The following is an 11511-nucleotide window of genomic DNA, read 5'->3' as shown; positions in this document are numbered from 1 at the left end:
GAAATGACCATTTGGTCACAAATGCACCTTTGGGCTAAGAAGGCAGCCGGAGATTGCTAAACAGCGACGAAATGGCCCGAAAAGCGCAGAAACCAGCGAAGCGACCGGTCCGGAAGCGGACGGACACAGGCAGCAAGTCCGCGCCAAAGCGCCGCAACATGCGTGCGGCCGATCGCGAGCGCGCGATCGTGGACGAGGCGATCCGCTTCTTCGCCGAGCATGGCTTCGAGGGCCAGACCCGCGAGCTCGCCAAACGCATGGGCATCACGCATTCGGCGATCTATCGCCACTTCCCGAGCAAGGAGGCGCTGATCGAGCGGGTCTACCAGGAGGTCTATCTCAGCCGCTGGTCGCCGGATTGGGGGCCGATGATCCGCGACCGAACCTTGCCGCTCGAGGCGCGGCTGACGCGCTTCTATCTCGACTATGTCGAACGCGTGTTCGAGTACAATTGGGTGCGGATCTTCGTCTTCTCCGGCATGAAGTCGTTCGGCATCACCGGCCGTTATCTCGACATTGTCCGCCGCGAGATCATCGAGCCCGCGGCGGCCGAGCTGCGCCACGATCTGAAGCTGCCCGACGCGAAATCCCATCCGCTCAGCGAACGCGAGACCGAGCTGTTCTGGGGCCTGCACGGCCGCATCTTCTATCTCGCCATCCGCAAGTTCATCTACGAGACGCCGATCCCGCCCGATCTCGACGCGATCGTCCGCGACGCCGTCCAGACCTTCATGGACGGCGCGAAGATGACGATGCCGAAGCTGCTGGTGAGCGGCTAGTTACCTCGCGAGGCTCGGCAGATCGAGCCCCTTGTCGCGGGCACAATCGATCGCGGTCTCATAGCCCGCATCAGCGTGGCGCATGACGCCGCTGGCGGGATCATTCCACAGCACGCGCTCAATGCGCTTCGCGGCTTCCGGCGTGCCGTCGGCGACGATCACCATGCCGGCATGCTGCGAGTAGCCGATGCCGACGCCGCCGCCATGGTGCAGCGAGACCCAGGTCGCGCCGCTGGCGCAATTGAGCAGTGCGTTGAGCAGCGGCCAGTCGGACACAGCGTCCGATCCGTCCTTCATCGCCTCGGTCTCGCGGTTGGGGCTCGCCACCGAGCCGCTGTCGAGATGATCGCGGCCGATCACGATCGGCGCCTTCAATTCGCCACGTGCCACCATCTCGTTGAAGGCAAGGCCCAGGCGATCTCGGTCGCCGAGGCCGACCCAACAGATCCGCGCCGGGAGGCCCTGGAACTTGATGCGTTCCCTGGCCATGTCGAGCCAGTTGTGCAGATGCTTGTCGTCAGGCATCAGCTCCTTGACCTTCGCATCGGTCTTGAAGATGTCCTCGGGATCGCCCGACAGCGCAGCCCAGCGGAACGGCCCCACACCGCGGCAGAACAAGGGACGGATATAGGCGGGAACGAAGCCCGGGAAATCGAAGGCGTTCTTCAGGCCCATGTCCTGCGCCATCTGGCGAATGTTGTTGCCGTAGTCGAGCGTCGGAATGCCTTGCGCATGGAAATCCAGCATGGCCTGGACGTGCTCGACCATCGACGATTTTGAGGCGCGCTCGACCGCCTTCGGATCGGAGGCGCGCTTGGCTTCCCAATCGGCGAGCGTCCAGCCCTTTGGCAAGTAGCCGTTGATCGGATCGTGCGCGCTGGTCTGGTCGGTCACGATGTCGGGCTTGACGCCGCGGCGCACGAGTTCGGGGAAAATCTCGGCGGCATTCCCGAGCAGGCCCACCGATACCGCCTTCTTCGTCTTTGCGGCCTCTTCCATGATCGCCAGCGCCTCGTCGAGCGTCGCGGCCTGCCGATCGAGGTAGCCGGTACGCAGTCGCATCTCGATGCGGCTCGGCTGGCATTCGACCGCGAGCATCGAGGCGCCCGCCATCGTCGCGGCCAGCGGCTGCGCGCCGCCCATGCCGCCGAGGCCGGCGGTGAGAATCCATCTTCCTGCGAGGCTGCCGCCATAGTGGCGCCGGCCGACCTCGACGAAGGTCTCGTAGGTGCCCTGCACGATGCCCTGGCTGCCGATATAGATCCAGGAACCTGCGGTCATCTGGCCGTACATCATCAGGCCCTTGCGATCGAGCTCGTTGAAATGATCGAGCGTCGCCCAATGCGGCACGATGTTGGAGTTCGCAATCAGGACGCGCGGGGCATCGGCATGGGTACGGAACACGCCGACCGGCTTGCCGGACTGGACCAGCAGTGTCTCGTCATTCTCGAGCTTGCGCAAGGCCGCCGTGATGCGGTCAAAGCTCTCCCAGTCGCGCGCGGCGCGGCCAATGCCGCCATAGACGACGAGCTCGCTCGGACGCTCCGCGACATCAGGATCGAGATTGTTCATCAGCATGCGCAGGGGCGCTTCCGTCAGCCAGCTCTTGGCGCTGATGTCGCTGCCGCGGGGGGCGCGGATGGTGCGGTCATTGTCCAGTCGGCGGTTCATGCGGAGCACCTCTTTAGTCAAGTCTCGGGAACGGATCGGTTGGAAGCGCCGCGATCGCCAGGGCCGGTAGCGCATCGGCTTCGATCAACGCAGCCGCCCTGGCGAGATCGCCGGCCATGTAGCGGTCGGCGGCGAGCGCGCGCACATGCTCGCGAAGCGCAGCGATGACGGCAACGAGTGGGGCGCTGGTCGCATGCGGCGCGCGCAGCGTGATTCCCTGCGCGGCAACCAGAAGCTCGATGCCGAGGATGGCGGCGAGATTGTCGGCCATATCCGAGAGGCGACGCGCGGCGTGCGCGGCCATCGAAACATGGTCTTCCTGGTTGGCGCTGGTCGGAGTCGAGTCGATCGAGCAGGCAGCCGCACGCTGCTTGTTCTCGGCGTACAGTGCGGCAGCCGTGACCTCGGCGATCATGAAGCCGGAATTGATGCCGGGGTCGGGCGTCAGAAACGGCGGCAGACCGAAATTGAGCGCGGGATCGACCAGCGTCGCGATGCGCCGCTCGCTGATCGCACCGATTTCCGACAGCGCCAGCGCGATCGTATCGGCGGCAAAGGCGACCGGCTCGGCGTGGAAGTTGCCGCCGGAGACGATCTCGCCGGTCTCGACCAGAACGAGCGGATTGTCGGTGACGGCATTGGCCTCGACGATCAGCGTGCGCGCGGCCTGCGTGAGCAGGTCGAGCGCAGCCCCCGCGACCTGCGGCTGGCACCGCAGGCAATAGGGATCCTGCACGCGCTCGTCACCTTCGAGATGCGACAACCTGATATCGCTGCCGTCGAGCAACGCGGTCAACGTCGCGGCGGCAGCCATCTGTCCGGCGTGACCGCGCAACGCCTGAATCTCGGGGCGGAACGGCGCCGTCGAGGCCATTGCCGCATCGACCGACAGCGCGCCGGTGACGAGCGCGGCGCGAGCCAGGCGAAACGCGCGCAGCACGCCGGAGATAGCGTAGGCGGTCGAGAACTGCGTGCCGTTGATCAGCGCGAGCCCCTCCTTGGGGCCCAGCGTCAGCGGCGCAAGGCCGGCGACGGCGAGTGCCTCACGGCCGGAGACAGTCTTGCCATCGACGATCGCCTGCCCCTCGCCGATCATCACCGCCGTCATGTGCGCGAGCGGCGCAAGATCGCCGGAGGCGCCGACCGAGCCCTGCTGCGGCACCAGCGGATAGACGTCCTGCGCCAGCATGGCCTGCAACTGCTCGATCACCTCGCGGCGGACGCCGGAGGCACCACGCCCAAGCGAAACGATCTTCAGCGCCATCATCAACCGGACGATCGGCTCCGGCGTGGCCGGGCCGACGCCGCAGCAATGCGAGACGATGAGATTGCGCTGGAGCAGCGCGGTCTGGTCGGGCGGAATGCGCTTCGAGGCCAGTTTTCCAAAACCGGTATTGATGCCGTAGACCGGCGCGGCGGCGTGTGCTGCCTTTGCGACGATCTCAGCGGCCGCCTCGACGCGCGGCCAGAATGACGGATCGAGTACGACGGATTGTCCCTTGAGCACGCGCGCGAGATCGTCGAGGCTGACCGTTCCCGGCTTGACGACGATCGCTGGGCCCTGCTCCGTCACTGTCCCCTCCACACCCGGCGGCGCAGCGGATTGAAGCCGATGCGGTAGACGAGCTCGGCGGGCCGCTCGATGTCCCAGATCGCGAGATCGCACCACTTCCCGGCTTCCAGCGTGCCGGTTTCACTGAGCACGCCGAGCGCACGCGCGCCTTCGCGGGTAACACCAGCGAGGCATTCAGCCACCGTCATCCGGAACAGCGTCGCGCCCATGTTCATCGTGAGCAGGAGCGATGTCAGCGGCGAGCTGCCGGGATTGCAGTCGGTCGCGAGCGCCATGTGGACGCCGTGCCTGCGGAACGCCTCGACCGGCGGCTTCTGCGTCTCGCGGATGAAATAGAAGGCGCCGGGCAGCAGCACGGCGACAGTTCCGGCCTTCGCCATTGCGGCGGCGCCAGCCTCGTCGGTGTGCTCGAGATGATCGGCGGAGAGCGCCGAGAATTTTGCGGCGAGCGCAGCGCCGCCGAGGTTCGACAGCTGGTCGGCATGGAGCTTGACCGGCAGCCCAAGCCCCCTCGCCGTCTCGAACACCCGCGCGGTCTGCCCGGCCGAGAACGCGATACCTTCCATGAAGGCATCGACGGCATCGGCAAGACCGGCCTTTGCGACGGCCGGCAGCATCTCATGACACACGAGATCGATGTAGCGATCCTTGTCACCGCCGGCCTCCACAGGCAGCGCATGCGCCCCGAGAGCGGATGTGCGGATCGCAACCGGTCGTTGACGACCGAGAATGCGCGCCGCTGAGAGCTGCCGCATCTCGGTCTCGGTATCGAGGCCGTAACCGGACTTGATCTCGATGGTGGTGACGCCCTCACCGATCAGCGCATCGAGCCGCGGCAGCGCGCTTGCAACGAGCTCGGCCTCGCTCGCCTTGCGGGTCGCGGCGACTGTCGAGACAATGCCGCCACCGGCGCGCGCGATTTCCTCGTAGCTTGCGCCCTTCAAGCGCAGCTCGAATTCATGCGCGCGGTTGCCGCCGTAGACGAGATGGGTATGGCAATCGACGAGGCCGGGCGTGATCCAGCGCCCCTCGCAATCGATCCGCTTGATCGCATCCGCATCACCAGGGAAATCCGCCGCAGCGCCCGCATAAGCGATATGGCCGCCGCGCGTGGCGATCACGCCATGCTCAATCTCGCCGAGATCGGGACGGTCGGCCCGCATCGTGGCGAGCCGGGCGTTGTGCCAGATCCGGTCGAAGCGCTCTGCCATGCAATGGTCCCTTCGTGGGATGCTTGACTTATATGTCTAGACATATAATCGTGGGGCGGTTCTGTCCAGCCGGCGTGTAATCATGACCCGACTGCATTTCGCCTCCGCGCTCCTGCCTTCGGGCTGGGCCAATGACGTGCAGATGGTGATCACCGCCGGCGCGATCGCCGAGGTGACGCCGGGCGTGGCGCCGGCCGCCGGCGACGAGCGTCATGGAATTGCGCTTCCGGGGTTGGCGACCCTGCACAGCCACGCATTCCAGCGCGGCATGGCGGGGCTGGCCGAACTGCGCGGCGATAGCACCGATACGTTCTGGACCTGGCGCGACACGATGTATCGCTTCGCGCTGACGATGACGCCGGACGATGTCGCCGCCGTTGCGACGCTGCTGTATGTCGAGATGCTCGAACAGGGCTTTACCCGCGTCGGCGAATTCCACTACCTCCACCACGATCGCGACGGCTCCCCTTATGCCGACCTCGCGGAAATGGCTGCCCGCATTGCACAGGCCGCCGAAGCTTCCGGCATTGCGCTGACGCTGCTGCCGAGTTTTTATGCGCATGGCTCCTTCGGCGGCGCCGCACCGCATGCTGGACAACGCCGCTTCATCTGTTCGGTCGATCAGTTCGCCGCGCTGATGGCAGCATCGCGCAAGGCGATCAGCAGATTGCCGGGCGCCAATATCGGCATCGCGCCGCACAGCCTGCGTGCGGTGACGCCGGACGAGCTCGCGGCGATCATTCCGCTCGCCGATGGCGGGCCGGTGCATATCCATGCCGCCGAGCAGGTGAAGGAAGTCGAGGATTGCCTGGCCTGGTCGGGACGACGGCCGGTGCAATGGCTGCTGGAGCACGCGCCGCTCGATCAACGCTGGTGCCTCATCCACGCGACCCATACGACGGATGAGGAAGTCACCGCGTTCGCAAAGACCGGTGCGGTGGCGGGTCTCTGCCCCATCACCGAGGCCAGTCTCGGCGACGGCATCTTTCCCGCGCGCGAATTCGTCGGTGCTGGCGGCGCGTTCGGTGTGGGCACCGACTCCAACGTGCTGGTCGGCGCAGCCGACGAGCTGCGCCAGCTCGAATATGGCCAGCGTCTCAAGCATCGCGAGCGCAACGTGCTCTCCGGCGGCGCAGGCCGCTCGACGGGACGTACGCTGTTCGATCATGCGCTCGCCGGCGGTGCACGCGCGCTGGCACAGGCGGCGGCTGGCCTCGGGCCCGGCGCACGCGCCGACATCGTCACGCTCGACACCGCACATCCGTCGCTCGCGGGACGTTTGCGCGACGCCGCCATCGACGGTTGGATTTTTTCCGGAGGGACCGGCGCGATCGATTGCGTCTGGGCCGGCGGCCACAAGGTCGTCGAAGGCGGACGACACAGACTGCGACAGACCGCGCGCGAACGCTTCAACGCGGCGATGCGGAGGCTTGTCGTATGAGCCTGGCCACCGATGCCGCCGACCAGCCGACGCTCTACAAGCGCATCCGCGCCGATATCGAGAAGCGCATCCTGACCGGCGAATGGCCGCCCGGGCATCGCATCCCGTTCGAGCACGAATTGGTCGCACGTTACGGCTGCTCGCGCATGACGGTGAACAAGGCGCTGTCGGAGCTCGCGCAGGCAGACCTGATCGAACGGCGGCGGCGCGCCGGCTCCTTCGTACGCCGGCCGCAGCATCTGTCGGCGGTGCTGAAGATCGCAGACATTCGCGCCGAGATCACCGCGCTTGGCCGCGGCTACGGCTACGAGCTGATCGGGCGCAAGCTGCGTGCGGCGACCGCCGCCGACCGCGAGCGTCTTGGTGTCAAGAAGGCCGGCAAGGTCGTTGCGATCACCTGCCGGCACAGCGCCGACAAGGTGCCGTTTGCCGTCGAGGACCGACTGATCGATCTATCCTCCGTGCCGGATGCAGCGACCGCGGATTTCTCGCGCGAGCCGCCCGGCTCGTGGCTGCTTCATCATGTCCCATGGACGGAAGCCGAGCATACGATCAGCGCCATCGTTGCGGACGATCGCACGGCGGAGGCGCTCGACATCGCCGTCGGCGCGCCTTGCCTCGTGATCGACCGTTATACCTGGCGCAGCGCGCGCACCATCACCGCAGTGCGCCTGCTCTATCCCGGTGACTCTCACCGCCTTGTCGCCCGATTCAAGGGAGGCTGAGAGAACGATGTCGGCACAAATCGTGCAACGCTTCGGGCAACGGTCCATCAGGACCGAATGATCAACAGGACGTCAAACCATCGATCGGCAAGAGGACGACAATCATGCGTAGTTCAAAGGTATTTGCGACAATCATTGCCCTTACGGCCTCCACTCCCGCGCTCGCCGACGACGTCAAGGTCGGCATCGGCATCTCCGGATGGACCGGCTTCGCGCCGCTCACGCTGGCGAAGGAGGCCGGCATCTTCAAGAAGAACGGTCTTGACGTGACGATCAAGAAGATCCCGCAGAAGGACCGCCACCTCGCGATCGCCTCCGGCGACGTCCAGTGCGCTGCCACGACCGTCGAGACCTGGATCTCGTGGAACGCCAATGGCGTTGCGACCAAACAGATCTTCCAGCTCGACAAGAGCTACGGTGCCGACGGCATGGCCGTGCGCAACGATCTCGCATCGATCAAGGACCTCAAGGGCAAGACCGTCGCGGCTTCCGCGCCCGGCACCTCGCCCTATTTCGCGCTGGCTTGGATGCTGAAGAAGAACGGGCTCTCGGTGAAGGACGTCACCGTCGTGAACCTCGAGCCCGCGGCGGCCGCGCAGGCCTTCGTCTCCGGCCAGAACGACGCCGCCATGACCTATGAGCCGTATCTGTCGACGGTTCGGGCCGCGCCCGACAAGGGCAAGATCATCGCGACCACGCTCGACTATCCGATGGTCATGGACACCTTTGGCTGCACGCCGAAGTTCCTCACCGAGAACCCGAAGGCTGCCAAGGCGCTCGCCGACAGCTATTTCGAGGCGCTCGACATGATCGCCAAGGACCAGGCCAAGGCCTATGAGATCATGGGTGCCGACGTGAAGCAGACCGGCGAGGCGTTCGGCAACTCGGCAAAGTATCTGCGCTGGCAGGACAAGGCCGCGAACCAGAAGTTCTTTGCCGGCGATTTCCTGACCTTCAACAAGGACGCCGCCGACCTCCTGCTCGAGATCGGCATCATCAAGGCCGCGCCGAAGGTCGAGGACCTCTTCGACGCGAGCTACATCAAGTAAACCCTTGAGGAGCTGCCGGCCCCGTCTCGCGGCGGGGCCGGAAACTCGTTCACCGCCCGGATAGATCGTTGATGCGTCCCCTGGATCCCGTGACATCGAAGCAGCGCGTGGCTTACGGCCTCGCGTTCTTCGTGCTGTTCGTCGCCCTCTGGTCGTGGGCAACGCTCGGCGGCCATGTGTCGAAGACCTTTCTCGCCAACCCGCTGACCATGATGCAGGAAGGCTATGACCTGCTCGCCAAGCAAGGCTTCCTGTTCGACATCGGCATGACGATCTGGCGCGTCGTCGGCGGATTCGCGCTCGCTGCGATCATCGCGGTTCCGCTCGGCGTGCTGATGGGCGCCTACAAGCCGGTTGAAGCGTTCCTCGAACCGTTCGTCTCCTTTGCTCGCTATTTGCCTGCCTCGGCCTTTATCCCGCTGTTGATCCTGTGGGCCGGCATCGGCGAATTGCAGAAGCTGCTCGTCATCTTCATCGGCGCGGTGTTCCAGATCACCCTGATGATCGCCGTAACCGTGGGCACCACGCGGCGCGATCTGGTCGAGGCGGCCTATACGCTCGGGGCCAGCGACCGCGGCATCATCCGCCGGGTGCTGCTGCCCTCCTCCGCACCCGAGATCGCGGAGATTCTGCGGCTGGTGCTGGGCTGGGCCTGGACCTATGTCATCGTCGCCGAGCTGATTGGCTCGTCATCGGGCATCGGCCACATGATCACCGACAGCCAGGCGCTGCTCAACACCGGCCAGATCATCTTCGGCATCATCGTGATCGGACTGATCGGTCTCCTCTCGGACTTCATGTTCAAGGCGTTCAACGCCTGGCTGTTTCCGTGGAGGCTCGCATGACCACGCTGAAGATCGAACAGGTCTCGCGAACCTTCCCCGCGCGCCACGGCAACGCACCGACCAGGGCGCTGGAGCCGACCGACCTCACCATCGGCAACAACGATTTCGTCACCATCCTCGGCCCCTCCGGCTGCGGCAAGTCCACGCTGCTTCGCATCGTCGCCGGTCTCGACCGGCCGACCAGCGGGCGCGTCACGCTCGACGGGCGCGAGGTGACCGGCCCCGGAGCCGATCGCGGCATGGTGTTCCAGTCCTACACACTGTTTCCCTGGTTGAGCGTGCGCGAGAACATCGCCTTCGGCCTGCGCGAGCGCGGCGTGCCCGAGGCGGAGCGCAACAAGATCGCCGATGCCTTCATCCGCCAGGTCGGGTTGTCCGGCTTCGAGAACCACTGGCCGAAGCAGCTCTCCGGCGGCATGCAGCAGCGCACCGCGATCGCCCGCGCGCTCGCCAACGATCCAAAGATTCTGCTGCTCGACGAGCCCTTCGGCGCGCTCGACAACCAGACCCGCGCCTTGATGCAGGAAATGCTGCTCGGAATCTGGGAGCGCGACCAGAAGACCGTGCTGTTCGTCACCCACGACATCGAGGAAGCCATCTTCCTCGGCAGCCGCGTCATCGTGATGAGCGCGCGCCCCGGCCGCATCAAGGCCGAGATCAATGTGGACCTGCCGCATCCGCGCTCCTACAAGATCAAGACCACGCCCGAATTCGTCCAGCTGAAGGAACGGCTGGTCGAGGAGATCCGCACCGAGGCGCTGAAGGTTGCCGAACATGCCTGACACCAAGCCGCGTGCCGATGGGCAACGCGTTCTCGCCGATCTCAATGCGCTCCGTGCCATCGGCGTCTACAAGACCGGCGTGCACAAGCCGACCTTCTCCGAGCCGCACAAGAAGTCGCTCGACTGGCTGGTGCAGAAGCTGCCCGACGCCGGCCTTACCGCCGCGATCGACGGCATCGGCAATGTGTTCGGCAGCAGCGCGAAGCAGGGGCCGAAGCTGCTGGCGGGCTCGCACCTGGAGAGCCAGAACTACGCCGGCTGGCTCGATGGCCCTCTCGGCGTCGTCTATGCGCTCGAAGCGGCCCGCGTGCTCAATGCCGACCCGTCCGTGAAGGGTGCGGTCGAAGTTGCCGCCTGGTGCGACGAGGAAGGACACTTTGGGCATTTCCTCGGCTCCCGCTCCTATGTCGGACAGGTGACCGAGGCCGACATCGATGCCGCCCGCGACCGCACCAGCGGCCGCACCATGCGCGACGCACTCGCCGACATGGGGCTCTCGGGCCGCGCACGCGTCGCTGCCGAGCCGGGACGCCACGTCGGATATCTGGAGGCGCATATCGAGCAGGGCGACACGCTCGAAAGCGGCAAGCTTTCGATCGGCGTGGTGACCTCCATCGTCGGCATCTGGCAGTACCAGATCAATTTCGTCGGCGAGCAGAACCATGCCGGCACCACCCGCATGGCGGCGCGGAAAGACGCCGGCCTCGCGCTGGCCAAGTTCTGCGTCGCGATCGACGAGCGGTTCCCGGGCGCCTGTGGCCCGCGCACGGTCTGGACCACCGGCCGCATGACGCTCGATCCCGGCGCGCCGAGCATCATTCCGGGCAAGGCCGAATTGCTGTTCCAGATCCGCGACGACGATCCGGCTGTGATCTCGCGGCTGGAGCAATTGCTGCGGACCATGGCTGACGAGGCCAGCGCGAAGGGCCCTTGCGCCGTCACCGTGGAGAAGCTGCGCACCGGTGCTCCCGCCATGATGAATCCCGGCATTCAGGACGCAATCGAGGCCGCGAGCAAGGCCCTGGCCGGTGGACGGTCCGTCCGCATGCCCAGCGGCGCCGGCCACGACGCGCAGTTGCTTGCGACCGTCATGCCCGCAGGCATGCTGTTCGTGCCGTCGATCGGCGGCATCAGCCACCACTGGACCGAGAACACCGCCGACGCCGACATCGTCACGGGCGCGCAGGTCTTCGTCGACGCCTGCCGGCGGCTCCTCGGTGGTTAGAACGACGTGCCGCCGCATCTGAACTCCTGGACGATGTCGTACTTGCCCTTCGTGATCGGCACGGCATAGCCGAAGCGCAGCGTTCAACCACACCCGCCTCTGGAATGCTGGGGTCGTCCGCCTTCGCGGGCGATGACAGCGCGTGTTGCAGACACACCTTCGCGCTCTCGCGGCGCATCTCGCCCGAGCTTTGCTTCGTCGTTCCACCCT

Annotated in this window: 10 protein-coding genes; 7 read left to right on the top strand and 3 right to left on the bottom strand. The window is 65.9% G+C overall.

Features of this window, described 5'->3' with window-relative positions:
- Nucleotides 1-158 precede the first annotated feature (158 nt).
- Nucleotides 159-779 (top strand): TetR/AcrR family transcriptional regulator, encoded by a 621-nt coding sequence (locus AC1DW2_RS25860; RefSeq protein WP_028170512.1) that lies wholly within the window; start codon nucleotides 159-161, stop codon nucleotides 777-779.
- On the opposite strand, the gene hutU is transcribed toward AC1DW2_RS25860, so the two are convergent.
- The 3 genes from hutU to hutI are packed head-to-tail and all read right to left on the bottom strand — an operon-like array spanning nucleotide 780 to nucleotide 5234.
- Nucleotides 780-2450, bottom strand: coding sequence for a urocanate hydratase (gene hutU / locus AC1DW2_RS25855; protein WP_063981938.1), 1671 nt, complete (start codon nucleotides 2448-2450; stop codon nucleotides 780-782).
- Between the two features lie 13 nt (nucleotides 2451-2463).
- Nucleotides 2464-4023, bottom strand: a complete 1560-nt coding sequence (hutH, locus tag AC1DW2_RS25850; RefSeq protein ID WP_063981937.1) for a histidine ammonia-lyase — start codon at nucleotides 4021-4023, stop codon at nucleotides 2464-2466.
- Nucleotides 4020-5234 carry an imidazolonepropionase gene (gene hutI, locus AC1DW2_RS25845; RefSeq protein WP_063981936.1) on the bottom strand — a complete coding sequence of 405 codons (1215 nt, stop codon included), beginning with the start codon at nucleotides 5232-5234 and terminating at the stop codon, nucleotides 4020-4022. The genes hutH and hutI overlap by 4 nt, the downstream gene beginning before the upstream one ends.
- Nucleotides 5235-5316: 82 nt before the next feature.
- Here hutI and AC1DW2_RS25840 point away from each other — a divergent pair, with 82 nt between their 5' ends.
- The 6 genes from AC1DW2_RS25840 (at nucleotide 5317) to AC1DW2_RS25815 (ending at nucleotide 11301) form a co-directional block, all read left to right on the top strand.
- On the top strand, nucleotides 5317-6675 hold the full coding sequence (locus tag AC1DW2_RS25840; RefSeq protein ID WP_063981935.1) for a formimidoylglutamate deiminase: 1359 nt from the start codon (nucleotides 5317-5319) through the stop codon (nucleotides 6673-6675).
- Entirely contained in the window at nucleotides 6672-7400 is a 729-nt protein-coding gene (gene hutC, locus AC1DW2_RS25835) for a histidine utilization repressor (protein ID WP_014493578.1), read from the top strand. The genes AC1DW2_RS25840 and hutC overlap by 4 nt, the downstream gene beginning before the upstream one ends.
- A 104-nt stretch (nucleotides 7401-7504) precedes the next feature.
- Nucleotides 7505-8449 carry an ABC transporter substrate-binding protein gene (locus AC1DW2_RS25830; RefSeq protein WP_063981934.1) on the top strand — a complete coding sequence of 315 codons (945 nt, stop codon included), beginning with the start codon at nucleotides 7505-7507 and terminating at the stop codon, nucleotides 8447-8449.
- Nucleotides 8450-8520: 71 nt separating this feature from the next.
- Nucleotides 8521-9294 carry an ABC transporter permease gene (locus tag AC1DW2_RS25825; RefSeq protein WP_063981933.1) on the top strand — a complete coding sequence of 258 codons (774 nt, stop codon included), beginning with the start codon at nucleotides 8521-8523 and terminating at the stop codon, nucleotides 9292-9294.
- Entirely contained in the window at nucleotides 9291-10076 is a 786-nt protein-coding gene (locus AC1DW2_RS25820) for an ABC transporter ATP-binding protein (RefSeq protein ID WP_063981932.1), read from the top strand. The genes AC1DW2_RS25825 and AC1DW2_RS25820 overlap by 4 nt, the downstream gene beginning before the upstream one ends.
- Nucleotides 10069-11301 (top strand): Zn-dependent hydrolase, encoded by a 1233-nt coding sequence (locus AC1DW2_RS25815; RefSeq protein ID WP_063981931.1) that lies wholly within the window; start codon nucleotides 10069-10071, stop codon nucleotides 11299-11301. The genes AC1DW2_RS25820 and AC1DW2_RS25815 overlap by 8 nt, the downstream gene beginning before the upstream one ends.
- The last annotated feature ends 210 nt before the right edge of the window (nucleotides 11302-11511 follow it).

Source organism: Bradyrhizobium sp. P3_C3 (assembly GCF_056402655.1).
The sequence above is the reverse complement of the archived record's forward strand: the minus strand, read 5'-3'. Positions and strand labels throughout refer to the sequence as shown.

What these genes read in the sequence shown, in the direction of transcription:
- AC1DW2_RS25860 (WP_028170512.1), top strand. Translation starts at nt 159, where the DNA reads ATGCGTGCGGCCGATCGCGAGCGCGCGATCGTGGACGAGGCGATCCGC.
- hutU (WP_063981938.1), bottom strand. Translation starts at nt 2,450, where the DNA reads ATGAACCGCCGACTGGACAATGACCGCACCATCCGCGCCCCCCGCGGC.
- hutI (WP_063981936.1), bottom strand. Translation starts at nt 5,234, where the DNA reads ATGGCAGAGCGCTTCGACCGGATCTGGCACAACGCCCGGCTCGCCACG.
- AC1DW2_RS25840 (WP_063981935.1), top strand. Translation starts at nt 5,317, where the DNA reads ATGACCCGACTGCATTTCGCCTCCGCGCTCCTGCCTTCGGGCTGGGCC.
- hutC (WP_014493578.1), top strand. Translation starts at nt 6,672, where the DNA reads ATGAGCCTGGCCACCGATGCCGCCGACCAGCCGACGCTCTACAAGCGC.
- AC1DW2_RS25830 (WP_063981934.1), top strand. Translation starts at nt 7,505, where the DNA reads ATGCGTAGTTCAAAGGTATTTGCGACAATCATTGCCCTTACGGCCTCC.
- AC1DW2_RS25825 (WP_063981933.1), top strand. Translation starts at nt 8,521, where the DNA reads ATGCGTCCCCTGGATCCCGTGACATCGAAGCAGCGCGTGGCTTACGGC.
- AC1DW2_RS25820 (WP_063981932.1), top strand. Translation starts at nt 9,291, where the DNA reads ATGACCACGCTGAAGATCGAACAGGTCTCGCGAACCTTCCCCGCGCGC.
- AC1DW2_RS25815 (WP_063981931.1), top strand. Translation starts at nt 10,069, where the DNA reads ATGCCTGACACCAAGCCGCGTGCCGATGGGCAACGCGTTCTCGCCGAT.